Raw genomic sequence first — 25,053 nt, 5'->3', positions numbered from 1 at the left:
TGTCGCTGTCTGCCCAAGCCCATGCCTGGGCGATCCACTCGACCCGAATGATCATCGGGTCATCCATACAGGCTCTGTTTTTCCCTTGGATGAAAGAAACGTTCGCACAACGCAATACATAACGGGCGGCCCCTTTCCTGCCCTGAACAAGTGAATGTGGATACCTTGAAATCTAGACCCTGGTGGTGATTTGCGCTGCTTTGATCATTGCGCCGCAAAGTCTTTCCTGGCAACCGCTTATTGACGATTTGCAAAGTGCTTTCACCGCTCGTCTGAAGGCGCGCCGCATGTCCTGCACTCTGATTTACTAAGTTACAGGTGTCACACGACAACTTCGCGTCAACGGCAGGGCGCACGGTACAGGCGGTAGAAGGATTTATCGCTCAACAAGAGCGAGGTGCAAGGAGGCGGGATTGATGGCCAGAGTCATTCTGGAAATAGAGATCGATACGCAACTGTATCGATTACTGAAGTCATCGGCCGAGACTAATCATTTGAGTCTCGAGGAGGAGTGTTGCCGACGACTGGAGGGGGCGGAGCGGCGTTCGCGTTACTTGCAGGCATTGCTGGCAGATCTGCGCGCCGAGGATGAACAGCGGCGCGCCAAGTCCAAATAGTTACTTCTTCTTCACCGGTGCGGCTTTCGGGCAATCCGATTCCTGGAAGCTTGCCGAGCCAACCGCGCGATTGGTCTTCACCTCGGTGAAGTCGTAACGCATGATCGCACCCTTCTTCATCAGCTTGCGGTAACCCTCGTTTCTGCATACGGAGGCGCCAAGCTGGAAGTACACCGCCTTCGGATCAGCCCGCATCTTGTTGGCATGGCTGCTTTGCACGCTCAAGTGGTTGATCAGCGTATTGCCTTCGACGGTGTAGCCCTGGTCAAGAATGTCTTCGTTGATCGCCCGTGGCGTGCCGACGCTGCTTTGTGCGGCGACGTTGCGCAGCTCTCTGTTCAGATTCTGCTCACTCAAGGACGCAGCCTGAGCGTTGAAGGACGACGCCAGCAGAATGGCAGCGGTGGGAACGATAAGGCGCAGCATGAAACTCTCCTGGTTCAGTGACTGGTGGTTCGACCAGCCACGTGACTGTGCGTTCAGTGGCGGCGAATTATAGGGGAGCCCGTCTGGACGGTACAGGCTTGCGCCGGTGGCTCTGGTAAACTGCCGGTCTTTATTGCCCCGAGTGCTATTTGTGTCGAGTTCCTCTGTCTGCCGGTCTTGCCCGCAATGATCCATGCCCCCAACGCCGTCGCCCGCCTGCGCGATCAGCGCGAAGATGAAGGCATCAAGCCGATTCAGGCCCGAGGCTGGCGCGCAACCCGTTGCCGAGCCTGCCGTGTGATCGAGAGCCATTGCCTGTGCGCCTGGCGCCCACGGGTCGATACCCGCTCGGGGGTGTGCCTGATCATGACCAGCAAGGAAGTGTTCAAACCCAGCAACACCGGCTGGCTGATCGCTGACGTGGTGCGCGATAACCACGCGTTCATCTGGTCGCGGACCGACGTCGATCAGCAGTTGCTGGCGCTGTTGTCCGATCCGCAATGGCAGCCTTATCTGGTGTTTCCGGGTGAGTATGTCGAGCCCGAGCGCGTGACCCACAGTGTAGCGTTGGATAGCAACAGGCGACCGCTGTTCATTCTATTAGACGCGACCTGGACCGAAGCCCGGAAGATTTTCCGCAAAAGTCCTTATTTCGATGGGTTGCCGATCCTTAGCCTGTTGCCCGAAAAACTCTCGCGCTATCAATTGCGTCGATCTACCCGCAGCGAACATCTGTGTACCGCTGAGGTCGCGGCGTTGTGCCTTGATCTGGCGGGCGATACGCAGGCGGCGTCGGCCCTGGACGCTTATTTCGATGTATTCAGCCAGCATTACCTCGATGCCAAGCGGCAGCTTGAAATGAACGTGGAAACACCGGCACATGCCGAGTTGCTGCCATTTGTGCAGAACACCGCGCCTGTCATGGGCTGATTGTCGCCCATACTGCAAAAGACTGTACTGGCCATCCAGCTTGACCACCCCGACTTCGCTGGGCATGCTTGGCGCCGATTAGGGCGCGGCCGAAGTTTGATACGCCGCTTTTTTACGTGATTGGCGTTGAACGTGCCCTGTTGGTGCAGCTGCCTGGCTGTGCCTCGAGTTGTTTTGGCGCTACCCGAATGCGTCGGGTACCCCATAAAAAACAGGATCATTTGAAAAATGGCCACATACGAAATCCTGATAGCCGATGACCACCCGCTTTTTCGCTCCGCCCTGCATCAAGCGTTGACCCTCGGGCTAGGCCCGGATGTCCGTTTGGTGGAGGTGGCGAGCATTGCCGAACTGGAAGGCCGCCTGACTGAAAAGGCCGACTGGGATCTGGTGCTTCTGGATCTGAATATGCCGGGGGCGTACGGTTTTTCCGGGCTGGTGCTGTTGCGTGGTCAATACCCGCAGATTCCGGTCGTGATGGTTTCGGCCCAGGAAGAAGCCTCGGTGATGGTCAAGTCCCGTGAGTTCGGGGCCAGTGGCTTTATTCCCAAGTCCAGCGACCTGGGTGTGATCCAGAAAGCCGTGCGTGCCGTACTCGAGGGTGACGTGTACTGGCCACCGCAAGCGTTCGAAGCGGTCAACGTTTCCGATGAGGCCAAAGCGGCCAGCGAAGGCCTTGCCAGCCTGACACCTCAGCAGTTCCGGGTGTTGACCATGGTCTGCGAGGGTTTGCTGAACAAGCAGATTGCTTACGAACTGGGCGTTTCTGAAGCGACCATCAAGGCCCACGTGACGGCGATTTTCCGTAAACTGAACGTGCGAACCCGAACCCAGGCTGCGTTGCTCCTGCAACAACTTGAGTCAATTTCAAGCCAATAAGGGTTGGCATCTTCACGCTTTTTTGACTTTGGTTAATCTAGCTTTCCCACTCCTTTTTTGGTCAGTTGCCTACTCTATGTCCCCTTTCAAAGGCCAGACCGGCCTGAAACGCATCCTCAATGCCTCGGGTTATTCCTTCGATGGCCTGCGCGCAGCTTTCACCGGCGAAGCGGCTTTCCGGCAGCTGGTTTTGCTCAACGTCATCCTGATTCCCCTGTCGTTCTTCCTGAACGTCAGTCGCGTCGAGCAGGCGCTGCTGATTGCAGTCTGCCTGCTGGCCTTGATTGTCGAGTTGCTCAACTCGGCAGTGGAAGCGGCGATCGACCGCATTTCCCTTGAGCGGCATCCGCTGTCGAAGAACGCCAAGGACATGGGCAGCGCCGCGCAACTGGTGGCGTTGACCATGATCGCGCTGGTGTGGGCCGTGATACTTCTTTAAGCGATCGTCGGCAGCACGATCTCGTCGCTGCGCTGGACCCCGGCGGTGAAAGCGCGGCACAGATCGAGGAATTCGCGCATCGCCGACGTCTGGTATTTCTGCTTGTGCCAGATGAAGTAGAACTGGCGGGCCAGGTCCAGATCCGGCGTCTCTACCGGCACCAGGCTGCCGCGGCGGAACGCGTCCCGCAGTGCCAGCCGCGAAATACAGCCAATTCCCAGGCCGGACTCCACCGCGCGCTTGATTGCTTCGGTGTGCTCCAGTTCCAGGCGGATGTTCAGCGCGCGATGGTGATGACGCATGGCCTGATCGAATGTCAGCCGTGTCCCCGAGCCTTGTTCGCGCAGAATCCAGGCTTCATGGCTCAGTTCGTCCATGGTCGCGGTGCCACGTTGCGCCAAGGGATGCTGCGGCGCGCAAAACACCACCAGTTCATCTTCGACCCAGCTCTGCACTTCGATGTCCGGGTGGCTGCAATCGCCTTCGATCAGACCCAGGTCAATTTCGTAGTGGGCAACCTGTTGCACGATATTGGCGGTGTTCTGTACATGCAGCTTCACCTGGCTTTCCGGGTGGCGCTGCATGAAACCGCCGATCAACAGGGTGGCCAGGTAATTGCCGATGGTCAGGGTCGCGCCCACCGCCAAGGAGCCGAAACCGGACTTGCCGTTGAGCAGGTCTTCGATTTCCTTGGCCTGGTCGAGCATCGCCACCGCTTGCGGCAGCAGCTGTTTGCCGAGGGCGTTGAGGCTCAGCCGTTTGCCGGCGCGGTCGAACAGCTGGCAGCTGGACTGGCGCTCCAGTTCGGTGATCGAGGTGCTCGCCGCCGATTGCGACAGGTTGAGCAGGCCCGCAGCACGGGACACGCTTTCCTGCTGGGCGACGGCGACAAATACTTGAAGTTGACGGAGAGTAAATCGCATATCGATATAACCGATAACCCTTATCTTAATAATCCATTTAACAGATATTGTCACTGCTATTAGAATGCGATGCAATTGCGCGCCGCTCACAGAGTGCGGAGCATGCGCCGACAATCTCCAGGAGTCCCCGTACATGAGCAACATGAACCACGAGCGTGTCCTCAGTGTTCATCACTGGAACGACACTCTGTTCAGCTTCAAGTGCACCCGAGATCCGGGCCTGCGCTTCGAGAACGGTCAGTTCGTGATGATCGGCCTGCAACAACCCAATGGCCGCCCGCTTATGCGCGCTTACTCGATTGCCAGCCCGAACTGGGAAGAGCATCTCGAGTTCTTCAGCATCAAGGTGCCTGATGGTCCGCTGACTTCCCAGCTGCAGCATCTGAAGGAAGGCGACGAGATCATCATCAGCAAGAAGCCTACCGGCACGCTGGTGCTGGACGACTTGAAGCCTGGCAAACATTTGTACCTGCTCAGCACCGGTACCGGTCTGGCGCCGTTCATGAGCGTCATCCAGGATCCGGAAACCTATGAGCGTTTCGAAAAAGTGATCCTGTGCCACGGCGTGCGTTACGTCAACGAAGTCGCCTACCGCGAGTTCATCACCGAGCACCTGCCGCAGAATGAGTTCTTCGGCGAATCGTTGCGTGACAAGTTGATCTACTACCCGACCGTGACCCGTGAGCCATTTGAGAACGAAGGTCGCCTGACCGACCTGATGCGCAGCGGCAAGCTGTTCAGCGACATCGGTCTGCCGCCGATCAACCCGCAGGACGACCGCGCCATGCTGTGCGGCAGCCCGAGCATGCTCGACGAGACCAGCGAAGTGCTGAACAGCTTCGGCCTGAAAGTCTCGCCGCGGATGCGCGAGCCGGGTGATTACCTGATCGAGCGTGCGTTCGTCGAGAAGTAACAACACCGCTCAGCTGCTTTGCCTTGCCTGTGGGAGCGAGCCTGCTCGCGAAGAGGATGTACCGGTCAGCATTGATGTTGACTGACACACCCCTTTCGCGAGCAGGCTCGCTCCCACAGTCGTTTATGGCGTTCAAACCTTCGCGGGAATGACTTCGAGCACCCGGATCATCTCCGGTGTCGGATAATGCCAGCGCACATCCAGGTCCCAGAATTGCGCGCCATATTCCCGCTCCGGCGCGGGCGTCTGGTACGCCGGGCGTGGATCCTGCGCCAAACATTGCTCAATCAACTCAACCAGTGGCTCAGCAAGGCGCTGTGAGTGCCCGTGAGCCTGTTTCAGGGCGTTGTCCGTCCACTGCACGGGAATCAGGTGTGGCGCGGCGCTGGCGATGCTGTTGGAGGCGATATCGATGATGTCGGCGTAAGGCACGTAGGGTTTGATGTCGAGAATCGGCGTGCCGTCCAGCAAGTCGATGCCGGATATCCACAAGCGATTGGCTTCGACCTTGTCCAGTTTGACCACCGACTGGCCAATGCCGTTGGGGCGGTGGGTGGCGCGGGTGGCGAATACGCCCATGGATTTATTACCGCCGAGGCGAGGCGGGCGGACTTTCAGCCGTGGCTTTTCTTCCAGCGCCTGATGAAACAGGAACAGCAGCCAGACATGGCTTACCTGTTCCAGGCCTTGCACCGCATCGCCCTGATCGAATGGCGCCACCAGTTCCAGAACACCACGCGCGGCCGGGGCCAGTTGCGGTTGGCGCGGGATGGCGAACTTCTCCTTGAAACAGGAGCGCACAAAGCCGATAGGGGAAACGCTGTAGGTCATGGTTTGCGGTCGAGGCGGGGGAAAGGAGGGCATGATAACCCGATCGACCTGAATTCAGTGGTGCCTGTGCTGGCCCCTTCGCGAGCAGGCTCGCTCCCACAGGGATTTACTGTGCTCACAATACCTGTGGGAGCGTGGTTTGCCCGCGAAGGCCGCACCGCCGATCTAGAGACTGAACCCACCATCCAGCGGAATGATATTGCCGGTCATATAAGCCCCGGCCGTACTCGCCAGGCTGATCGCTAGCGCTGCCATCTCTTCTTCCCGCCCCCAGCGCTTCATCGGGATCAACGCCGTATCTTCTGCCAGTGCCTGTTCATCATTGCCGATGTGTTGCGTCATCTTGCTCGGAAAGCGCCCCGGCGCGATCACGTTGACGTTGATGTGCTGGCTCACCAGTTCTCGCGCCAGAATCCGCGACAGTTGATGCAGGGCCGCTTTGCTCGGTCCGTAGGCATAGGCTTGTTCCCCGAAGGATGAAATCCCGGCCACTGAACCGATGTTGATGACCCGTGCCGGATTCGCCGCTGAGCCGGCCTTGCGCAGTAGCGGCAGGAATTGCTGGATACAGTTGAATACCGACGTCACATTGAGCTGCATGACCTTTTCCCAGCCCTTGATCGGATAGCTCTCCAATGGCGCGCCCCAGGTGGTTCCGGCGTTATTGACCAGAATGTCGAGATGGGTGAGCTGTTCGCCCAGACGCGTGGCCAATTGCAGTACACCTTCTTCGGTGGCCAGATTGGCCGCCACACCGTGGCAACGTCCGAATGCACGGAGTTCGTCAGCCGTTTGCTGGCAGGCTTCGGCATCGCGGGCGCAGACGTACACGGTGGCACCCGCCTCGACATAGGCCTTGGCGATCATTTTGCCGATACCGCGGGTGCCGCCGGTCACCAGAGCGGTGCGGCCTTGCAGGGAAAAGTAGGGATGCATGGCGAGTCCTGAGAGCTGAGGGTCTATACACCCTAGTCGTCAGCCGCTGGAAGCGGAGCCACTATTTTTGCGCGGAATGGGGGGCCATTCGGCCCTGTAGGAGCGAGCAAGCTCGCTCCTGCGGTGAACGGGTTACTGAGGGCGCACGCGTAGTGTCAGGCCCTTGAGGAAGTTGCGCAGCAACTGGTCGCCGCACGGGCGATAGTTGGTGTGGCCGAACTTGCGGAACAGGGCGCTCAGCTCAGGCTTGGACACCGGGAACTCGGCGGCCTTGAGGATCGCGTGCATGTCGTCTTCCTTCAGTTCGAAGGCCACGCGCAGTTTTTTCAGGATGATGTTGTTGGTCACCGGCACTTCGATCGGCTGTGGTGGACGGCTTTCGTCCTTGCCACGCTTGAAGATCACCAGGCCGTCGAGGAAGTGCGCCATGACTTCGTCCGGGCAGCGTACGAAACCTTCCTCGTCTTCTTCTTTCTTGTCGAGGTACGTCACCAGGTCTTGCAGGCTAACGTCCATGCCGCCGAGCTTGATGATCTCGATGACTTTCTTGTCGCTGATGTCGAGCATGTAGCGCACGCTGCGCAATACGTCGTTATGAATCATGTGTGCAGTCCTGATATTCAGCTGTGGGCATCGCGACCAGGCGCGATGCCGGAATGTATGGCGGCGAGAAAAGCCTTAGAACTTCTCTTTGCCGGACAGGTAGCGCCATTGCCCCAGAGGCACTTTGCCGATGGACACGCCGCCGATGCGAATGCGGCGGATGGCCACGACCTTCAGGCCGACTGCCTGGCAGAACAGGGCGATCACGCCCGGTTGCGGGTTTTTCATGGCAAAGCGCAGGCGGTTTTCGTTCTGCCAGCTGGCTTTGACCGGCGGCAGCTCCTTGCCCTTGTAGGTCAGGCCGTGCTGCAAACGGTTCAGGCCGTGCTCGGCCATGTCGCCTTCGACCTCGACCACGTATTCCTGCTCGATCTTGCTCGCATCGGCCGTGAGCTTGCGCAGGATCTTCCAGTCTTGGGTGAACACCAGCAAACCACTGGCATTGGCTTGCAGGTCGGTGCTGGCGGTCAGGCGCTGGAAGTGGCCCTTGAGCGGGCGTTTGCCGTAGCGGTGTTCTTCGCTCAAGGTCTCGGCGCTGAGGGTTGCCATGGCGCTGTCCGCGTCCATGCCGGCGGGCACGTTGAGCAGGATGGTCACCGGTTCCGGTGCGGTCGCCTTGGCGTCCTTGTCGAGTTCGACTTTCTGGGTGCCGACCTTGAACTGCGGCTCGTCGATGACTTCGCCGTCGACGGTGACCCAGCCACCCTCGATGAACAACTCAGCCTCCCGACGGGAGCAACCGACGAGTTCGATGAGGCGTTTGGATAGTCGAATCGGGTCAGTCATGACAGGGCCGTAACAAAAAAGGGGTGGGCATTGTACCTGCCTGGCGCCGGTTAATCCCGGCTCCATTTCAGTGTGGCTGCTTTTTGTGGGAGCGAGCCTGCTCGCGAATGCAATCTGTCAGCCGACATCGGTGCTGACTGACACATCGCATTCGCGAGCAGGCTCGCTCCCACATTTGCTCCGGTTTGTGTCAGCCATTGCGCGACAGCTGATGAGCCTGACGAAAACGCATATGCAGCAACGGATACGGCTGCCCCATGCCATCGACTTCCGAGCGGCCGATCACCTCGAACCCCTGCTTGAAATAGAAGCCCAGGGCTTGCGGATTTTGTTCGTTGACGTCCAGTTCATCGGCATTCAGGTGTTCCATGGCATAGCGCAACAACTGCTTGCCCAGGCCCTGGCCGCGATGCGCCGGGTCGATGAAGAGCATTTCGATCTTGCCCGCCGCGACGCCGGCGAAGCCGGTGATGCGCTGATGCGAGTCTTTGGTGCAGATCAGCATCACCGCGTCGAGGTAGCGGGTCAGCACCAGGTTCTTCAGCAGTTCGATGTAGCTATCCGGCAGAAAGTCATGGGTGGCGCGCACCGACGCTTCCCAGACTCGTGTCAGTTCTTCGTAGTCGCTCAGTTTCGGTGTATGGATGACCGAATGTTGGCGCATGCCCGCCTGCCCCTTGTGTTGTTAGAGAGGAAAATCCGTTCCACACAAAACGATAGCCGTAAAAAAGCCCCGCATCTCGTCAAGAGAGCGGGGCTTTTCATATTTTTTGCGCTTAGATCTGTTCGGCCCAGAGGTCGTATTCGTCGGCGTCGGTCACCTTGCACCAGACTTTGTCGCCCGGCTTGAGGTTGCTGCCGTTATCGATGAACACGTTGCCGTCGATTTCCGGGGCATCGAAGAAGCAGCGCCCGACCGCGCCTTGCTCGTCGACTTCATCGACCAGTACTTCGATTTCACGGCCGATGCGCATTTGCAGGCGCGCCGAGCTGATGGCCTGCTGGTGCGCCATGAAGCGCTCCCAACGGTCTTGCTTGACGTCATCCGGCACCACGTCCAGATCCAGATCGTTGGCAGGAGCGCCTTCGACCGGCGAGTACTGGAAGCAGCCGACGCGGTCGAGCTGGGCTTCGGTCAACCAGTTCAGCAGGTACTGGAAGTCCTCTTCGGTTTCGCCGGGGAAGCCGACGATGAAGGTCGAACGGATGATCAGGTCCGGGCAGATTTCGCGCCAGTTCTTGATGCGCGCCAGGGTCTTGTCTTCGAACGCCGGGCGCTTCATCGACTTCAGCACTTTCGGGCTGGCGTGCTGGAACGGGATGTCCAGGTACGGCAGGATCTTGCCGGCGGCCATCAGCGGGATCAGCTCGTCAACGTGCGGGTACGGGTAGACGTAGTGCAGGCGAACCCACACACCCAGGGTGCTCAAGGCTTCGCAGAGTTCGGTCATGCGGGTTTTCACCGGCGCGCCGTTCCAGAAACCGGTGCGGTATTTCACGTCGACGCCGTAGGCGCTGGTGTCCTGGGAGATCACCAGCAGCTCCTTGACGCCGGACTTGACCAGGCGCTGGGCCTCGTCGAGTACATCACCCACCGGACGGCTGACCAGTTTGCCGCGCATCGACGGGATGATGCAGAAGCTGCAGCTGTGGTTGCAGCCTTCGGAAATCTTCAGGTAGGCGTAGTGGCGCGGGGTCAACTTGATCCCTTGCGGCGGCACCAGGTCGATCAGCGGGTTGTGATCCTGCTTCGGTGGCACCACTTCGTGCACGGCATTAACCACTTGCTCGTACTGCTGCGGGCCGGTGACGGCCAGCACGCTCGGGTGCACGTTACGGATATTGCCTTCTTCGACGCCCATGCAGCCGGTCACGATGACCTTGCCGTTTTCCTTGATGGCCTCGCCGATCACTTCCAGGGATTCCGCCTTGGCCGAATCGATGAAGCCGCAGGTATTGACCACCACGACATCGGCGTCCTGATAGGTGGACACGACGTCATAGCCTTCCATACGCAGCTGGGTGAGGATGCGCTCGGAGTCGACCAGTGCTTTCGGGCAACCCAGGGATACGAAGCCAACCTTTGGATTGGCCGGCGCAGGAGTGGTGGACATGTCTAACCTCGGTATTTGTGACGCCTCCAGCCGACAAAGGGCAAGGCGACAAACGGGCGCTTGGCGCGCCTCTGATCAAAAAGTGCGCAATTCTAGCGATGGCGGGCGCTCTTGACCAGCTTTATGGAGGGAAATGCGACGAGTGCTGCGCTATGCTTCGCGCCGTTGAGCTTTACCGATTTTTTACAGTCAAGAAAACGTCTGTAACAACAAGTAAAACAGCGCATGCTGCACTACAAAGCATAGTGCTTCGTTCGAAGAAGCCGGTCTGGGAATCAGGAGTGTTGGATGGGTCAGGCAAGTAGTCACGCGGCGGGCGCCGGGCATTCGGCGGCGAAGCCGATCGGCATGCTGGTCGCGGCGGTCGGGGTGGTTTACGGCGACATCGGCACGAGCCCGCTGTACACCCTCAAAGAAGTGTTCTCCGGCGACTATGGCGTACCGGTCAACCATGACGGCGTGTTGGGGATTCTGGCGTTGATCTTCTGGTCGCTGATCTGGGTCGTTTCAATCAAGTACATGATGTTTGTGCTGCGCGCCGACAACCAGGGCGAAGGCGGGATCATGGCCTTGACCGCGCTGGCGCGGCGGGCGGCGGCGGGGCACGCCAAGTTGCGTACCCTGCTGGTGGTCTGCGGGCTGATCGGCGCGGCACTGTTCTATGGCGACAGCATGATCACCCCGGCGATTTCCGTGCTGTCGGCCATTGAAGGCCTGGGGCTGGCATTCGAGGGTATCGACCACTGGGTGGTGCCGCTGTCACTGGTGGTGCTGGTTGCGCTGTTTCTGATTCAGCGCCACGGCACCGCGCGCATCGGCATTTTGTTCGGCCCCATCATGGTCACCTGGTTCGTGGTGCTGGGAGCGCTGGGTGTCCATGGCATCCTCCAGCACCCGGAAGTGTTGCAAGCGGTGAATCCGGTATGGGGTGTGCGCTTTTTCATCGTGCACCCGGGCATGGGCGTGGCGATCCTTGGCGCGGTGGTGCTGGCATTGACCGGTGCCGAAGCGCTGTACGCCGACATGGGCCACTTCGGCCGCAAGCCCATCGCCCGTGCCTGGTTCATCCTCGTGCTGCCGGCGCTGGTGCTGAACTACTTCGGCCAGGGCGCGCTGCTGCTTGGCGATCCTGAGGCTGCGCGCAACCCGTTTTATCTGTTGGCGCCCAGCTGGGCGTTGATTCCGCTGGTCGGCTTGTCGACCCTGGCCACGGTGATTGCCTCCCAGGCAGTGATTTCCGGTGCGTTCTCCCTGACTCGTCAGGCCATCCAGCTTGGTTACATTCCGCGCATGCACATCCAGCACACCTCCAGCGCCGAGCAAGGCCAGATTTATATCGGTGCGGTGAACTGGGCACTGATGGTCGGCGTGATTCTGCTGGTGATCGGTTTCGAATCCTCCGATGCCCTGGCTTCGGCCTATGGCGTGGCGGTGACGGGCACGATGCTGATGACCACCATTCTGGTGTCGGCCGTGATCCTGCTGTTGTGGAAGTGGCCGCCTGTTTTCGCGGTACCGTTGTTGCTCGGCTTCCTGTTGGTCGATGGTCTGTACTTTGCCGCCAACGTGCCGAAAATCATCCAGGGCGGGGCATTTCCGGTGATTGCCGGTTTCGCCTTGTTCGTGCTGATGACCACCTGGAAACGTGGCAAGCAGTTGCTGGTGGAGCGGATTGACGAGGGTGGGCTGCCGCTGCCGATTTTCATCAGCAGTATCGCGGTGCAACCGCCACATCGCGTGCAGGGCACGGCGGTGTTCCTTACCGCGCGACCGGATGCCGTGCCCCACGCGCTGCTGCACAACCTGTTGCACAACCAGGTGCTGCATGAGCAAGTGGTGCTGCTGACGGTGGTATACGAAGACATCCCGCGAGTGCCGACGAACCGGCGCTTCGAGGTCGAATCCCACGGCGAGGGTTTCTTCCGGGTGATTCTGCATTTTGGCTTCACCGATGAGCCGGATGTGCCGCAGGCGCTGAAACTGTGTCATCTCGATGAACTGGATTTCAGCCCGATGCGCACCACGTACTTCCTCAGCCGCGAGACGGTCATCGCCTCCAAACTCGAAGGCATGTCACGCTGGCGCGAGGCGCTGTTCGCTTTCATGTTGCAGAACGCCAACGGCAACCTGCGCTTCTTCAATCTGCCGCTGAATCGGGTGATTGAGCTGGGGACGCAGGTGGAGATGTAAGCACTGCCTCATCAAAAAGCCCCCGGTGGCCTTGCGGCTGCGGGGGCTTTTTTGTTGTCTGGTATCTGATCCAACACCAATGAAAATCCCCTGTGGGAGCGAGCCTGCTCGCGAAAGCGGATTTTCAGTCGACTCAAATGCTGAATGTCAGTCCGCCTTCGCGAGCAGGCTCGCTCCCACAAGCGTTCCTTGGTATCTGCCGGAACGAAAAAAGCCCCCGCAACCGAATGGCTGCGAGGGCTTTTTCATGCGCGGGACTCAGATCACTCTTCAGCCACCTTGGTCTGACGCTTCTCGATCACATCCACCAACCGCCGGGCCAGTTTCGGGTAGTTCTCGTCGAAGTGATGACCGCCAGGCAATTTGATGGTTTCGCCCACGGCGGTCTTGTCGGTGCAGCCACTTTCGTCGATTTCTTCTTCGCCGAAGATGCACACCACCTTGGCGGGTGGCAGCTTGGCCATTTCCGGGCCGGTGGCGGCTTCCTTGCCGGCATTGCCGAGCCAGCCTTCGACTTCGATTTCGAAGCTGCCGGTGCGGGCGAAGGCCAGCAGGATGATTGCGTCGACGCGTTGCTGCTCGGACTCGGGCAGGCGGTTGTAGATCGCCGGCAGGACGTCGGCGCCGAACGAGTAACCCGTCAGGATGAAGCGCTTGGTGCCCCATTTCTGCCGGTAGTGCTGCATCAGTTCGGTGAGGTCCAGTGCGCTTTGCTCGGGGCTCTTGTGCTGCCAGTAGTAGCGCAGGGTGTCGATGCCGACCACCGGATAGCCGATCTTGGCCATTTCGCCCGCGACATCGCGGTCCAGGTCACGCCAGCCGCCATCACCGGACAGGAACAGGGTCACGGTGTCTTTTGCCTGGCCCGCCGGCACTTCGACCACTGGAATCTGCAGGCCACCCGCCGCTTTGTCGCCACCGACGAGGATTTTGCGCAGTTCGTTGTTCAGTACTTGCGGCAGGTTGATGTCGTAGTCGCTGATGCTGGTTTCGGCATTGGGTTGGTCGCGCACGAAACCGGCGCTGGTGTCATCCGGGTTGTCGTTCCAAGCCACCAGCCAGTGGCCGTGGGCGGCGCTTTTCGGCAGCAAGTGCGTGCAGCCGGGTTTTTCCAGGGCCAGGTCCACCGAGACAGCCTGAGACTTGTCGTCTTTCTGCTCGGACAACCAGCGCCAGGCCAGAACGGCGCCGGGGCCGATACCGCTGACCAGGGTCGCCGGGCCCTTGAGTTCTCTGAGGCCCGCTTGCAGCGCCCGGCTTTGCAGCAGGCAGTCCTTGGGCAGGATCACCTGAACGATCTGCGCCGAGCCGCTGCGACTGAGGGTCAGCAATTGTTTGTCGCTGAGTTTCTGGTCTTCATTGACTGCCACCAGCACGTGGGCGCGCGGGGTGCTGCCAGGGATGACGCGGGTCATTGCAGCACCGTCGGCAGGCGTCAGTTGTTCCAGGGTCGGTTCCGGAGCCGGGCGTTTCAGATACCAGTAACCACCACCGAGAATCAGGGCCAGCACAACCAGCGTGCCCAATACATAGCGCAAGGAGCGTTGAATCATCAGCGTTTCACCAATCCAGTCAAGCCGCCTGCGATCAGGGCAGCAGTGTCGGCCAGGGCTACCAGCGGATCGAGTCCGGCGGGCACGGCCATATAACGGGGTTCCCAGTCAGGCTGGAATTTGTCTTTGAAGCGGCGCAAGCCTTGGAAGTTGTAGAGCTGCTCACCACGGCGGAATACCATCGAGCCCAGGCGCTGGGTCAATGGCGCGCCGCGACGGGGTTGCAACCCCGACAACGGCACCATGCCCAGGCTGAAGCGCGCGTATCCGTGACTCTTATAGTGTTGGATCAGGCCGACCATCATGAACTCCATGGTCAGCTTGGGAGCGTCCGGGTGCGCGCGCATCAGGTCGAGACTGGCCAGGTCATGGCCGTAGGTCTCGAGCAGGTTGGCGAACGCCACCGGGCGCCCTTCGAAACGGATCACCGCAATGCGGAAATGCTTGAGGTAGTCATCACTGAAGCGGCCGAGGGAGAAGCCTTTCTCGCGCACGTTCTTGCCGGTCAGCCAGGCGTCGGAAATCACCTTGAGCTCATCCATCGGCGCCTGGCCCGGCTCGAAGATCTCCAGCGACAGGCCATCGCGGGTGCCACGATTCCAGGTGTAGCGCAGATCCTTCATCTCTTTGCCCTTGGCTTCGAGATCAAAACGCTTGAGATCGACCCGCGCTTCTTCACCGAGCTTGATCGCGGTCAGGCCGATGTCCATGTAATACGGCAGGTTCTCCGCGCGGACTTGATAAAACACGGGGCGGGCATGGTGGATGTCGCACAGGTCACGGAATTGCCAGATCATTTCTGCTCGTTGCTGGCCCGGACCGATCGGGTCATACAGCGCCACGAGGCTGCGGCCACGACGGGCGTACATCAGGAACGCCTCGTCGTTGGGATGAAACAGCAGCGCCTTGTCACCGGTCAGGGCCAGGCCGCCATCCGGTTGGGCTGAGGCCATGAGGATCTTGCTCGCGCGCTCCAATTCTTCGGCTGTCGGCAGGTGGATCACCGGACGCGCCGTGCGCAGCAACCAGGTCAGGGACACCACCAACAGCAGCACCGCCGCACCCAGCAGCGAACGCAGGCCGCGGGGCGCATCGGCGTCGAGGGTGAACTGCCACCAGAGCTGATGGCTGTAGGGAACGTCCTGGTAGGCGAACAACAGCAGCCACATCGACGCACCCAGTACACACAGGCTGGCCACCAGGTACAGCGGCGAAAACGGCAGCTCGGTCAGGCGGCTGGGGCGATAGAACGAGCGGCGGAAAACCCCGAGCAGGCTTGCGGTCAGGACCATCAGGCTGGCTTCTTCCCAGTCGAAACCCTTGAGTAGGGAGAGCAGGGCACCGACCAGCAACAGAATAGTGGTCAGCATCCACGCCGCCGACAACCTGCGGCGCAAGCCCTGGGCCAACAGCAGGCACAGCACGCCGATCAGGCTGGCACCAAAGTGCGAGGCATCGACCAGGCGATGGGGGATCAGAAAACCGATATGTTCCAGGCGGGTATCGATTTCCGGGGTGGCTCCAGAGAACAGCAGCACCACGCCGGACAGAAACACCAGCACCGCGAGTATGGGCGCGGCCAGGCCTGATGCCGCACGCAAGGTCTGGCGTGTCTGGAACAGGCGCTGACCCTCGTTGACCAGCAACAGCAGGCAAGCTACCAGCATCGGTAGCACGACATAGATCAGGCGATAGAGCAGCAGGGCGGCGGCCAGCGGTGCGGCGCCGAGCTTGTCGGAGAACGCCGCCAGGAGAATCGCTTCAAATACCCCGACACCACCCGGCACATGACTGAGTACGCCGGCGGCCAGCGCCAGCAGATACACCAGCAGGAATGCGCCGAAGGGCGGTGCTTCCGGCAACAATAGGTAAAGCACGGTGGCGGCGGCGGCCACGTCGAGCGCGGTAATTACCAGTTGCAGGAAGGTCAGGCGCCGGCCCGGCAGGCGCAAGGTGCGGCGGCCGACTTTTACCAACAGATTGTCGGCATACGGTTGTTCCGGCAGACGTCGACGGTAAATGCCGATCGCGAGCACGGCAAACAACACCAGTACTACCGCAGCGAGGGTGCCCAGCAAGGACTCGGAAAGCCCCAGAGCGGCAGAGGCACCGGGCAGATTGCTGAGGGTTGCCAGTGCGGCGAGCGGCGGCAGGGCACAGCCGAGGGAGAGGCTGGCGAACAACGTCATGTGGGCGACTTCAGTGGCCCCCAGACCGTGTCGTGCATAAAGACGGTAGCGAACCGAACCGCCCGAGAGCATTGAAAGGCCGATGGCATTACCGATGGCGAACGCGGTGAAGCCGCCCAGGGCCAAGGTTCGCGCAGCCAGGCTCACGCCGGCGTAGCGACTGGCCGACCATTCGTAACCCAGCAAAATGATGAAGCCTGCCACGGTGGCACCCAATGCGCCGAGCAAGGCCGGTTTGGGCACTTCCAGGATCGAATCGTGCAGCGCGTCCAGATCGAGTTCGCTCAGCAAATGTCGACAGGCAACCAGCGCGATCGCAAACAACAGTAGTGTGACCGCCAGGCCGATGGGCTGACGGTATTTGCTGACGCGTTCAAGCAAGCGCAGCCGCTCAGCCTTGATCGGTTGTGTTGCTGTGACGGTGTCTTGTGAGTCAGACGAGTTGGCGCGCATCAATCACCTCTTGGATTGTGCGCGACAGGATGGGGGTATCCAGCCAAGTTACCAATCCCTGTAGAAAAAAATAATCACAAATTGTAACGCCTGCCGCTGGGTGTTCGCGACGGCGCGTCCTCAGTCGGAGAGGGCTGGGTCTGCGATTGAGCATAGTCCGGACTCGGCGCATTGGTGACTCCCAACGGCTCACCACACAGTGACAGATCATTGTTGCGAAAGGACTTTTTCAACAGATACAAAAAAGGCCACTCTTTCGAGTAGCCTTTTTTGATGTTTGGTTGCGGGAGCCGGATTTGAACCGACGACCTTCGGGTTATGAGCCCGACGAGCTACCAGACTGCTCCATCCCGCGTCTGTGTGGCGGCATTCTATAGAGATACGCCTTGGTGTCAACCGTTAATCCTGAACCTGGTCAAATAAACGTAAAAGCGCGGCGAACGGTCGCAGGCTTGGGTTTAAGTTTCGGAATCTGAACGAATTCTCATTCGTGCAACAGGGAAGAGGGCGGACGGGTTGAAAAACAAGCGCGCACAAAAAAGGCCACTCTTTCGAGTAGCCTTTTTTGATGTTTGGTTGCGGGAGCCGGATTTGAACCGACGACCTTCGGGTTATGAGCCCGACGAGCTACCAGACTGCTCCATCCCGCGTCTGTGTGTCGGCATTCTACAGAGGATCGACAGGGTGTCAACCGTAAATTTCGGTAAAACCTCTTCAGGTTCAATCGCTTAGCTTGCTGGCGAATGTGCTTGTCGGCCTGAGAGGCAGGCGTGGCAAGGGTTTCAGCTCTATCAGCAGCTACCCTGTGATTGAGAAAATAAATTTATCCTGGCGCTTTCCTACAGGTTGCAAAGAACCTTCAGACTACTGGTGCTATATACAGGTGCCGGTGAGATACTGCTTATCCGACACGGCATGTCGCCATTTCTTCATCCATGAATACCGCGTTGATATGACCCAGCGAAAAATCATCCACGTCGATTGTGACTGCTTCTACGCTGCCATCGAGATGCGTGACGACCCGCGCCTGGCCGGAAAACCGCTGGCGGTAGGCGGGGCGGCGGATCGGCGTGGCGTGATTGCTACCTGCAATTATGAGGCTCGGGCTTACGGCGTGCGTTCGGCCATGTCCTCCGGGCACGCGTTGAAACTGTGTCCGGACCTGACCATCGTCAAGCCGCGTATGGATGCCTATAGAGAAGCCTCGAAGGAAATTCATACGATCTTCCGCGATTACACTGACATCATTGAGCCGCTTTCCCTCGACGAGGCTTACCTGGACGTGTCGGACAGCGCGCATTTTGGCGGCAGCGCCACACGCATTGCCCAGGACATCCGTCGGCGGGTGTCGAATCAGCTGCATATCACGGTCTCGGCGGGTGTGGCGCCGAACAAGTTTCTGGCCAAGATCGCCAGCGACTGGAAAAAGCCCAATGGTTTGTTCGTCATCACGCCGGATCAGGTCGAGGATTTTGTCAGTGGCTTGCCGGTGAGCAAGCTGCATGGGGTCGGAAAAGTGACTGCCGACAAGTTGGGCAAGCTCGGCATCCTCGATTGCGCGCAACTGCGTGAGTGGGACAAATTGGCGCTGGTGCGAGAATTCGGCAGCTTTGGCGAGCGACTCTGGAGCCTGGCCCGTGGGATCGATGATCGTCAGGTGCATAACGACAGTCGCCGGCAGTCGATCAGTGTCGAAAATACCTATGACGTCGACCTGCCGGATCTGGTGAGTTGCCTGGATAAATTGCCCGAGTTGCTGGACACCCTCGCCGGGCGCATGGCGCGAATCGACAGCAGCTACAGGCCTGGAAAGCCTTTCGTCAAAGTGAAATTCCACGACTTCACCCAGACCACGCTGGAACAGGCCGGGGCAGGGCGGGATCTGGGCAGTTATCAGTTGTTGCTGACCCAGGCTTTCAATCGCGGCGGCAAACCGGTGCGGTTGTTGGGGGTGGGGGTGAGGCTGGAGGATTTGCGGGGCGGGTTTGAGCAGATGGAGTTATTCGAGCGGTAGCGGCAGGTTTTGATGTGGCGGTGAATTTCAGGGCCTCTTCGCGAGCAGGCTCGCTCCCACATTGGATTTGTGAACGCCAAAGAAACTGTGGGAGCGAGCCGGCTCGCGAAGCTTTTAGCTATTAATTCGGCCCCGGATCCGCCACCAGGCGCCCGGCATCCTTGGTCAGGGACTTGAGGAATTCGGTCTGCAGTTCGGGATCATTGCGAGTCAGTTCGATCAGGCTCTGTTCCAGTTCGCTGGCTTCTTCTTCCAGACCCAGTTCCGACAGGCGTTTGACCCGGTGAACCCACTGGCTCACTTCGTCATCTTCCAGGTCGTCGTAAATCAGTCCGTGGGCTTCGAGCAGCTTGCCGCGCAAGGTGCTGCTCAATGCCAGGGTCGAGTCGGTGTGCACGTCATCCTTGCCGTCCGCGACACTGATCTGCAGCTTGCCCAGATGGTTCAGGTCATGTTCGGCGAACGGGCTGTCCAACAGGTTCAGGCGCAGAACGCCGTTTTTGTCAGTGCTCAGCTCGAAAGTTTCCTTGCCGGCCTTGACCTCGACCGGACGCTCGCTCCACGGCAGGCTCGAGTATTCCGTACGCTTGTCGAGCTGGACTTCGTCGATCCCGGCCAGGTTCTGTTGCGCGCGACCGTTGGATTGCACGTTCATGAAGGGATTGAGCCCGGCAAAACCATAACTGAACCAGTCCCGGGTCACGCTATCGGGAAGGTTGCCGAGGGCAAACACGTTGACCACGTTCGCGCCGACACCACCTACCACCGCCACCGCGCCCAGCGGGATCTCGTAGACCTCCCGCCAGGGTTGGTAAGGCGTGTAGCGATCGTAATGGCGCGTGACTTCGAACTCAGTGACTTCGAAAGTCTTCTGCTCGTGGATTTTCACCCGGCGTTGCGGCAGCTCAAGCACCTTGGGCTCGCCAACATCGATCTGCAGGCTGTGATCGAGCAGTTTGCGCTCGACACGTTCCTCGTGCTCGCTGCGTTGTGACATGTGATTGGCACAGCCGCTGACCAGCAGGGTGCCGCACAGGGCGGCACCACCGAGGCCTAAGGTGTTTCGCTTGAACATGACGTCTCTATCTGGTTTCAGCGGCGGATACGGGCCTGAAGGAACGGCAGTACGTCAGCAACCGGCAGCGCTTGCGGCTCGGCCTCGGTACGGCTCTTGTATTCCAGGTTGCCTTCGGCGAGACCGCGGTCACTGACCACGATGCGATGGGGAATGCCGATCAGCTCCATGTCCGCGAACTTGATGCCCGGGCTGGTTTTCTTGTCGCGGTCGTCCAGCAGCACTTCGAAGCCGGCTGCAGTCAGTTCTGCATACAGCTTGTCGGTGGCTTCGCGCACCAGGTCGGTTTCGTAGCGCAGCGGCACCAGGGCGATCTGGAACGGCGCCAGGGTGTCGCTCCAGATAATCCCTTTCTCGTCGTTGTTCTGCTCGATGGCGGCCGCGACCACGCGGGAAACGCCGATGCCATAGCAGCCCATTTCCAGGGTGACCGGCTTGCCGTTCTCGCCCAGCACTTCGCACTTCATCGCCTTGCTGTACTTGTTGCCCAGCTGGAAGATGTGTCCGACTTCGATGCCGCGCTTGATTTCCAGGGTGCCCTTGCCGTCCGGGCTAGGGTCGCCGCTGACCACGTTACGCAGGTCGGCAACGGTCGGAACCGGCAGGTCGCGCTCCCAGTTCACGCCGAAGTAGTGTTTGTCATCGATGTTGGCACCGATGCCGAAGTCGCTCATCAGTTCGACGGAACGGTCGATGATGATCGGCAGTGGCAGGTTCAGCGGGCCGAGGGAACCAGCGCCGGCGCCGATGGCGTCACGCAGTTCGGCTTCGGAAGCCATGACCAGCGGGCTGGCGACACCAGGCTGGTTGGCGGCCTTGATTTCGTTCAGTTCGTGGTCGCCACGGATGATCAGGGCAATCAACTTGCCTTTCTCTTCGGCGTGCACCACCAGGGTCTTGATGGTCTTTTCAATCGGCAGATTGAATTTTTCCACCAGCGCGGCAATGGTCTTGGTATCAGGTGTATCGACCAGGCGCAGCTCTTCAGCCGGTGCTGGACGGGACGTTTCACGCGGCACGGCTTCGGCTTTCTCGATGTTCGCGGCGTAGTCGGAACCGTTGCTGAAGACGATGTCGTCTTCGCCGGATTCGGCCAGTACGTGGAATTCGTGGGAGCCGGCGCCGCCAATGGAGCCGTTGTCGGCTTCAACCGGACGGAATTTCAGGCCCAGGCGGGTAAACACGTTGCAGTACGCCTGGTGCATGCGGTCGTAGGTGACCTGCAGCGATGGCTGGTCAGCGTGGAACGAGTAGGCGTCCTTCATGATGAATTCGCGGCCGCGCATCAAACCGAAGCGTGGGCGGATTTCATCACGGAATTTGGTCTGGATCTGGTACAGATTGATCGGCAGCTGCTTGTAGCTGCTCAGCTCGTTGCGCATCAGATCGGTGATGACTTCTTCGTGGGTCGGGCCGGCGCAGAAATCGCGACCGTGGCGATCCTTGAAGCGCAGCAGTTCAGGGCCGTACTCTTCCCAGCGACCGGATTCCTGCCACAGCTCAGCCGGTTGAGTGCTCGGCATCAACACTTCGAGCGAGCCGGCGGCGTTCATTTCTTCGCGAACGACGGCTTCGACCTTGCGCATCACTCGCAAGCCCATCGGCAGCCAGGTGTACAGGCCCGAGGCAAGTTTGCGGATCATACCGGCGCGCAGCATCAGCTGATGGCTGATCACAACCGCGTCGGAAGGCGTTTCTTTCTGTGTGGCGAGCAAAAATTGACTGGTGCGCATGGTTGGCCGTTATCGATTGCTGATGACGAGAAATGACGGAGCATTGTACGGGCGAGATCCGCTGTCGTACAGGCGTGCGGTCGGCGGTATGGCAGCAGGGCGGCAATCTCGCCGCCCTTTGCAACGTGTCCTGCAGATATTTCCTACGATTCTTCCGCGACCTGGGTGGGCACGGGGTCAGGCGTCGGTGTCGGGCCTTCGCGGCGGTTCTCCTGGAACCAGTGCAAGGCGATCAACAGCAGCGTCGGAACACCCAGCAGGGCGGTGATCAGGAAGAAATTGTGGTAACCGAATTTCTCCACCATGACCCCGGAATAGCCGCCGATCAGGCGGGGCAGCAAGAGCATGATCGAGCTGAGCAGGGCGTATTGGGTGGCGGAGAACTTCAGGTTGGTCAGGCTCGACAGGTAAGCGACGAACGCCGAGGTCGCCAGGCCCGAGCTGAAGTTGTCCAGGGATATGGTGACCACCAGCATCTGCAGGTTCGGCCCCATGTCGGCCAGCATCAGGAACAATATGTTAGTGCCCGCCGACGCAGCGCCACCGATGAACAGGATCGGCAGGATGCCGAAGCGCACGATCAACAGGCCGCCCATGCCGGCGCCGACCAGGGTCATGATCAAGCCGAAGATTTTGCTGACGCTGGCGATCTGGTCCTTGGTGAAGCCCTGGTCGATGTAGAACACGTTGGCCATCACGCCCATGACCGTATCGGACATCCGATAGGTCGCGATCAGTCCAAGCAGCAACAGCGCTTGCCAGCGATAACGCAGAATGAAGTCGTTGACCGGTGTCAGCACCGGTGCCAGGCCGCGACGGCCCATGGCCGACAGGCATAGGGCAGTGAGCGTGGTGTAGAGGATGGCCCGCAGGAACGCTCGGTCTTCGAGCAACAGGTCGAGCGGACTCGCACCTTCGAACAGCACGCTGGCGAAGTCGGTGTTGTAGAGTTGGGTGAACATGGCCGGTACGGAAACCAGCAGTACGATCAGCACGAACACCGAGGCCAGTTGATGCACGAAACTGTAGCGCCCGGCCTGCAATTGAGTGCGCAGTGGAACCGGTGGTTCGCGCATGAATATGCTGGTCAGGAGGGCCGGTACCATCAGGGCACCGAACAAGATGTAGGTGCCGGCCCATGCAGAATGTTTGTAGTTGAAACCGGTGGAGCCGAAACCTTCGGCAAAATACAGGGCGCCAGCCGTCGCCAGCAGCGCGGCGATCCGATAACCGGACATGTAACTGGCCGCCAGGGCCGCTTGACGAGTGTCATCGGCAATTTCCAGGCGATAGGCGTCTACGGCAATATCTTGCGTCGCCGAGGCAAAGGCGACGACCACCGCGATAGCGATCAGCCAGGACAAATGCTTTTGCGGGTCGCAGAAACCCATCCCGATCAAGCCGAGGATGACCAGTGCCTGGGACAGCACCAGCCAGGAGCGGCGTCGACCCAGCTTGCCGAGGAATGGCAGGCGCCATTGGTCGAGCAGCGGTGACCAGACCCATTTAAAGGCATAGGCCAAGCCGATCAGGCTTGCATAGCCGATGGTTTCGCGAGCAACGCCGGCTTCACGCAACCAGACCGAAAGTGTCGAGAACACCAGCATGTAGGGCAGGCCGGCGGCGAAACCCAGCAGCAACAGTACAAGCGTCGAGGGGCTGGCATAGGCAGCGAGCGCGGCGCGCCAGGTTTTACGGGGCATGGGCTGGAGTCTGCCTCAAGAAATACGGAAACAAAGCGCGCACTCTAACCGCTGTGCTCTACCGGGCGCCAGCCATGGCGCCGAATATCAACACGATTATTCAGGATACTGATGCCCTCCATGCGCAATCGTGCGCGTTGTTCGTCCCCGGATGGGCTGCCCGCGGGCAGGCTGATACGTCCGCCTGCACCGAGTACACGGTGCCAGGGTAATTTACTGTCACCGGGCAGTTGGCTCAATGTCCGTCCCACCCAGCGAGCGGCGCGGCCGAGGCCGGCGAGCTCCGCCAATTGGCCATAACTCACCACCTTGCCTTCGGGCACTTGCGCGAGGGTCAGGTACAACGCCGTGCGTCGGATTTGTGCCGCACTCTCGGTTTCAGCGGTGGGTTCGTTCACGTCCAGTGTTCCTGAAAAAGTATTCCTGAAAAATAACCCTGAAAAAATTCACAGTACCGTCTGTAGAGTAATTCGAGGATCGCGTGTTGAGAAATGAACTCATTCGAAATAGTCGTGTCAGTCCTTGCTAGGGCCTTATTCCTGCGGATAATGCCGACTTTTTTTCGCAATCTTGAGTCTGTATTTGCTTATGTTGTCCAGAACTCTGCTGTGCCTCGCTGTCGTCAGCGCTTCCTCTCCCTTGCTCGCGGATACCGTCTGGTTGAAGAACGGTGACAAGCTGAGCGGCAAGATCGTTCTTTTCGACGGTGGCAAGCTGCTGATCAAGACCGAGTACGCCGGTGACGTGCCTATCGACTGGAAACAGGTCAAAACCCTGGAAAGCGATCAGCAGATGCTGGTCAAGCAGGATGCCTACACAGGGGAAAAGGCCAAGGCGCTGCACGCGGCGGATGACGGCAAGGTTACCCTGGCCAACGGCGATGGACCCAAGACCGTCGAACTGGCCAGTATCCAGCAGATCCTCAAGCCCAAGCCGGTGGTCGAGGATCTGGTGTGGAAGGGGAATATCGACGCGGCCCTGGATTACCAGCGCGCCGAGAAAGATACCGATGATTACGACATCGATTTCAAGACCACGGCGCGTCATGGTCGTTGGCGCCACATCGCGGAAGGCGAGTACAACCGCGAATACCAGGATGACGTGACCACCACGGACAACTGGCGTGGCGAATACTCCCTCGATCGCTTCCTGACGGAAAAATGGTTCTGGCAGGGTCGCCTGGTCTACAAGCGCGACAAGGTCGAAGATCTGTCCCGTCAGCGCACCATCGGTACCGGCCCGGGTTATCAGTTCTGGGATGACGAGTTGGGCGCTTTCTCCCTCGGTTCGCTGATCAACCGCACGGATTATCAATTCGCCGATGGCAGCAAGGAGAACTTCTATTCCGTGGCGATGAAGTGGGATTACAACCGCTATCTGATTGGCAAGAAAGTGGAGTTCTTCACCAACGGCGAAGTGGGCAAGCCGCTGTCGGGCGTGGCCGAGTATGCGCTGGATGCAGAGATGGGCTTGCGCTACAAGGTGACTGATTGGGCATCGCTCAATCTCAAGGCAGAGAAGGACATCATCAGCGGCACCAACGATGCCGATCTGGACAAGACCCGATACACCGCCGGGTTTGGCGTGACCTGGTAACACGTAAAAAAGATCGCAGCCTTCGGCAGCTCCTTGTATCTCGACTATCGCTCCATCAGGAGCGATAGTTCTCGACTGATCATCGAGGGAGGGACTTGGAAGCCGTGCAGCTCCTTAGGCTTTTTGCCTGTGATGTAGATCGTGCTCCAG

The 25,053-nt window shown here is 59.5% G+C and carries 22 protein-coding genes and 2 tRNA genes; 8 read left to right on the top strand and 16 right to left on the bottom strand.

All coding sequences use genetic code 11. The features are described 5' to 3' along the window. The first annotated feature begins 416 nt into the window (after positions 1-416). Positions 417-617 (top strand): hypothetical protein, encoded by a 201-nt coding sequence (locus CKW21_RS27685; protein ID WP_095197042.1) that lies wholly within the window; start codon positions 417-419, stop codon positions 615-617. On the opposite strand, the gene CKW21_RS27680 is transcribed toward CKW21_RS27685, so the two are convergent. Continuing rightward, positions 618-1,043, bottom strand: a complete 426-nt coding sequence (locus CKW21_RS27680) for a PA3611 family quorum-sensing-regulated virulence factor (RefSeq protein ID WP_095197041.1) — start codon at positions 1,041-1,043, stop codon at positions 618-620. A 186-nt stretch (positions 1,044-1,229) separates the two neighbouring features. Here CKW21_RS27680 and CKW21_RS27675 point away from each other — a divergent pair, with 186 nt between their 5' ends. From CKW21_RS27675 to CKW21_RS27665, 3 genes are all read left to right on the top strand, one after another. Continuing rightward, the gene (locus tag CKW21_RS27675) at positions 1,230-1,973 is read left to right on the top strand and encodes a tRNA-uridine aminocarboxypropyltransferase (protein ID WP_095197040.1); all 744 of its coding nucleotides are present in this window, start codon (positions 1,230-1,232) and stop codon (positions 1,971-1,973) included. 228 nt (positions 1,974-2,201) lie between these two features. Continuing rightward, positions 2,202-2,852, top strand: coding sequence for a response regulator transcription factor ErdR (erdR, locus tag CKW21_RS27670; RefSeq protein WP_095197039.1), 651 nt, complete (start codon positions 2,202-2,204; stop codon positions 2,850-2,852). A gap of 76 nt (positions 2,853-2,928) precedes the next feature. After that, positions 2,929-3,291, top strand: coding sequence for a diacylglycerol kinase (locus CKW21_RS27665; RefSeq protein ID WP_095197038.1), 363 nt, complete (start codon positions 2,929-2,931; stop codon positions 3,289-3,291). Here CKW21_RS27665 and CKW21_RS27660 read toward each other — a convergent pair. Continuing rightward, positions 3,288-4,214 (bottom strand): LysR family transcriptional regulator, encoded by a 927-nt coding sequence (locus CKW21_RS27660; protein WP_095197037.1) that lies wholly within the window; start codon positions 4,212-4,214, stop codon positions 3,288-3,290. The genes CKW21_RS27665 and CKW21_RS27660 overlap by 4 nt on opposite strands. A gap of 133 nt (positions 4,215-4,347) precedes the next feature. Between CKW21_RS27660 and fpr the strand changes: the two genes are divergently transcribed. Continuing rightward, positions 4,348-5,127 (top strand): ferredoxin-NADP reductase, encoded by a 780-nt coding sequence (gene fpr / locus CKW21_RS27655; protein WP_007947184.1) that lies wholly within the window; start codon positions 4,348-4,350, stop codon positions 5,125-5,127. A 132-nt stretch (positions 5,128-5,259) separates the two neighbouring features. On the opposite strand, the gene tsaA is transcribed toward fpr, so the two are convergent. The 6 genes from tsaA to rimO all read right to left on the bottom strand — a co-directional run bounded on the left by tsaA (position 5,260) and on the right by rimO (position 10,397). Then, complete coding sequence (tsaA, locus tag CKW21_RS27650) at positions 5,260-5,958, bottom strand: tRNA (N6-threonylcarbamoyladenosine(37)-N6)-methyltransferase TrmO (protein WP_095197036.1); 699 nt, start codon at positions 5,956-5,958, stop codon at positions 5,260-5,262. Positions 5,959-6,123: 165 nt separating this feature from the next. Further along, positions 6,124-6,894 (bottom strand): SDR family oxidoreductase, encoded by a 771-nt coding sequence (locus tag CKW21_RS27645; protein ID WP_095197035.1) that lies wholly within the window; start codon positions 6,892-6,894, stop codon positions 6,124-6,126. A gap of 132 nt (positions 6,895-7,026) precedes the next feature. After that, entirely contained in the window at positions 7,027-7,497 is a 471-nt protein-coding gene (locus tag CKW21_RS27640; RefSeq protein ID WP_095197034.1) for a DUF1456 family protein, read from the bottom strand. A 75-nt stretch (positions 7,498-7,572) separates the two neighbouring features. Then, positions 7,573-8,283 carry an rRNA pseudouridine synthase gene (locus CKW21_RS27635; RefSeq protein ID WP_095197033.1) on the bottom strand — a complete coding sequence of 237 codons (711 nt, stop codon included), beginning with the start codon at positions 8,281-8,283 and terminating at the stop codon, positions 7,573-7,575. Positions 8,284-8,473: 190 nt separating this feature from the next. Next, the gene (locus CKW21_RS27630; RefSeq protein ID WP_095197032.1) at positions 8,474-8,947 is read right to left on the bottom strand and encodes a GNAT family N-acetyltransferase; all 474 of its coding nucleotides are present in this window, start codon (positions 8,945-8,947) and stop codon (positions 8,474-8,476) included. Between the two features lie 112 nt (positions 8,948-9,059). Next, complete coding sequence (gene rimO, locus CKW21_RS27625) at positions 9,060-10,397, bottom strand: 30S ribosomal protein S12 methylthiotransferase RimO (RefSeq protein WP_095197031.1); 1,338 nt, start codon at positions 10,395-10,397, stop codon at positions 9,060-9,062. Between the two features lie 288 nt (positions 10,398-10,685). On the opposite strand from rimO, the gene CKW21_RS27615 reads away from it, so the two are divergent. Next, entirely contained in the window at positions 10,686-12,587 is a 1,902-nt protein-coding gene (locus tag CKW21_RS27615; RefSeq protein WP_095197029.1) for a potassium transporter Kup, read from the top strand. Positions 12,588-12,850: 263 nt separating this feature from the next. On the opposite strand, the gene CKW21_RS27610 is transcribed toward CKW21_RS27615, so the two are convergent. The 4 genes from CKW21_RS27610 to CKW21_RS27595 all read right to left on the bottom strand — a co-directional run bounded on the left by CKW21_RS27610 (position 12,851) and on the right by CKW21_RS27595 (position 17,432). Next, entirely contained in the window at positions 12,851-14,140 is a 1,290-nt protein-coding gene (locus CKW21_RS27610) for a virulence factor family protein (RefSeq protein WP_095197028.1), read from the bottom strand. Next, positions 14,140-16,782, bottom strand: a complete 2,643-nt coding sequence (mprF, locus tag CKW21_RS27605; protein WP_095197027.1) for a bifunctional lysylphosphatidylglycerol flippase/synthetase MprF — start codon at positions 16,780-16,782, stop codon at positions 14,140-14,142. Before mprF ends, CKW21_RS27610 begins: the two co-directional genes overlap by 1 nt. A gap of 278 nt (positions 16,783-17,060) precedes the next feature. Continuing rightward, positions 17,061-17,137, bottom strand: a tRNA-Met gene (locus CKW21_RS27600). 218 nt (positions 17,138-17,355) lie between these two features. Continuing rightward, positions 17,356-17,432: transfer RNA gene (locus tag CKW21_RS27595), tRNA-Met, on the bottom strand. Positions 17,433-17,734: 302 nt separating this feature from the next. On the opposite strand from CKW21_RS27595, the gene dinB reads away from it, so the two are divergent. Then, positions 17,735-18,796 (top strand): DNA polymerase IV, encoded by a 1,062-nt coding sequence (dinB, locus tag CKW21_RS27590; RefSeq protein WP_095197026.1) that lies wholly within the window; start codon positions 17,735-17,737, stop codon positions 18,794-18,796. A gap of 121 nt (positions 18,797-18,917) precedes the next feature. Here the strand turns inward: dinB and CKW21_RS27585 are convergent, their stop codons facing one another. The 4 genes from CKW21_RS27585 to CKW21_RS27570 form a co-directional block, all read right to left on the bottom strand. Beyond that, positions 18,918-19,871: a hypothetical protein gene (locus CKW21_RS27585; protein WP_095197025.1), complete on the bottom strand. Its 954-nt coding sequence runs from the start codon at positions 19,869-19,871 to the stop codon at positions 18,918-18,920. A 17-nt stretch (positions 19,872-19,888) separates the two neighbouring features. After that, positions 19,889-21,604 carry a proline--tRNA ligase gene (locus CKW21_RS27580; protein ID WP_095197024.1) on the bottom strand — a complete coding sequence of 572 codons (1,716 nt, stop codon included), beginning with the start codon at positions 21,602-21,604 and terminating at the stop codon, positions 19,889-19,891. A gap of 143 nt (positions 21,605-21,747) precedes the next feature. Beyond that, positions 21,748-23,307 carry an AmpG family muropeptide MFS transporter gene (locus CKW21_RS27575; protein ID WP_095197023.1) on the bottom strand — a complete coding sequence of 520 codons (1,560 nt, stop codon included), beginning with the start codon at positions 23,305-23,307 and terminating at the stop codon, positions 21,748-21,750. Between the two features lie 44 nt (positions 23,308-23,351). Continuing rightward, positions 23,352-23,705, bottom strand: coding sequence for an MGMT family protein (locus CKW21_RS27570; RefSeq protein WP_095197022.1), 354 nt, complete (start codon positions 23,703-23,705; stop codon positions 23,352-23,354). Between the two features lie 190 nt (positions 23,706-23,895). On the opposite strand from CKW21_RS27570, the gene CKW21_RS27565 reads away from it, so the two are divergent. Continuing rightward, positions 23,896-24,903 carry a DUF481 domain-containing protein gene (locus tag CKW21_RS27565; protein ID WP_095197021.1) on the top strand — a complete coding sequence of 336 codons (1,008 nt, stop codon included), beginning with the start codon at positions 23,896-23,898 and terminating at the stop codon, positions 24,901-24,903. The last annotated feature ends 150 nt before the right edge of the window (positions 24,904-25,053 follow it).

Source organism: Pseudomonas sp. Irchel 3A7, assembly GCF_900187565.1.
Classification (GTDB): Bacteria; Pseudomonadota; Gammaproteobacteria; order Pseudomonadales; family Pseudomonadaceae; genus Aquipseudomonas.
Note: the sequence above shows the minus strand (reverse complement) of the source record. Positions and strands in the feature narration are given on the sequence as shown.

Coding starts and splice junctions, on each gene's coding strand:
- CKW21_RS27680 (WP_095197041.1), bottom strand. CDS start 1,043: ATGCTGCGCCTTATCGTTCCCACCGCTGCCATTCTGCTGGCGTCGTCC.
- CKW21_RS27610 (WP_095197028.1), bottom strand. CDS start 14,140: ATGATTCAACGCTCCTTGCGCTATGTATTGGGCACGCTGGTTGTGCTG.
- CKW21_RS27660 (WP_095197037.1), bottom strand. CDS start 4,214: ATGCGATTTACTCTCCGTCAACTTCAAGTATTTGTCGCCGTCGCCCAG.
- dinB (WP_095197026.1), top strand. CDS start 17,735: ATGACCCAGCGAAAAATCATCCACGTCGATTGTGACTGCTTCTACGCT.
- mprF (WP_095197027.1), bottom strand. CDS start 16,782: ATGCGCGCCAACTCGTCTGACTCACAAGACACCGTCACAGCAACACAA.
- CKW21_RS27580 (WP_095197024.1), bottom strand. CDS start 21,604: ATGCGCACCAGTCAATTTTTGCTCGCCACACAGAAAGAAACGCCTTCC.
- CKW21_RS27630 (WP_095197032.1), bottom strand. CDS start 8,947: ATGCGCCAACATTCGGTCATCCATACACCGAAACTGAGCGACTACGAA.
- CKW21_RS27640 (WP_095197034.1), bottom strand. CDS start 7,497: ATGATTCATAACGACGTATTGCGCAGCGTGCGCTACATGCTCGACATC.
- CKW21_RS27645 (WP_095197035.1), bottom strand. CDS start 6,894: ATGCATCCCTACTTTTCCCTGCAAGGCCGCACCGCTCTGGTGACCGGC.
- CKW21_RS27675 (WP_095197040.1), top strand. CDS start 1,230: ATGATCCATGCCCCCAACGCCGTCGCCCGCCTGCGCGATCAGCGCGAA.
- erdR (WP_095197039.1), top strand. CDS start 2,202: ATGGCCACATACGAAATCCTGATAGCCGATGACCACCCGCTTTTTCGC.
- CKW21_RS27615 (WP_095197029.1), top strand. CDS start 10,686: ATGGGTCAGGCAAGTAGTCACGCGGCGGGCGCCGGGCATTCGGCGGCG.
- tsaA (WP_095197036.1), bottom strand. CDS start 5,958: ATGACCTACAGCGTTTCCCCTATCGGCTTTGTGCGCTCCTGTTTCAAG.
- CKW21_RS27575 (WP_095197023.1), bottom strand. CDS start 23,307: ATGCCCCGTAAAACCTGGCGCGCCGCGCTCGCTGCCTATGCCAGCCCC.
- CKW21_RS27635 (WP_095197033.1), bottom strand. CDS start 8,283: ATGACTGACCCGATTCGACTATCCAAACGCCTCATCGAACTCGTCGGT.
- CKW21_RS27585 (WP_095197025.1), bottom strand. CDS start 19,871: ATGTTCAAGCGAAACACCTTAGGCCTCGGTGGTGCCGCCCTGTGCGGC.
- fpr (WP_007947184.1), top strand. CDS start 4,348: ATGAGCAACATGAACCACGAGCGTGTCCTCAGTGTTCATCACTGGAAC.
- CKW21_RS27685 (WP_095197042.1), top strand. CDS start 417: ATGGCCAGAGTCATTCTGGAAATAGAGATCGATACGCAACTGTATCGA.
- CKW21_RS27665 (WP_095197038.1), top strand. CDS start 2,929: ATGTCCCCTTTCAAAGGCCAGACCGGCCTGAAACGCATCCTCAATGCC.
- CKW21_RS27565 (WP_095197021.1), top strand. CDS start 23,896: ATGTTGTCCAGAACTCTGCTGTGCCTCGCTGTCGTCAGCGCTTCCTCT.
- rimO (WP_095197031.1), bottom strand. CDS start 10,397: ATGTCCACCACTCCTGCGCCGGCCAATCCAAAGGTTGGCTTCGTATCC.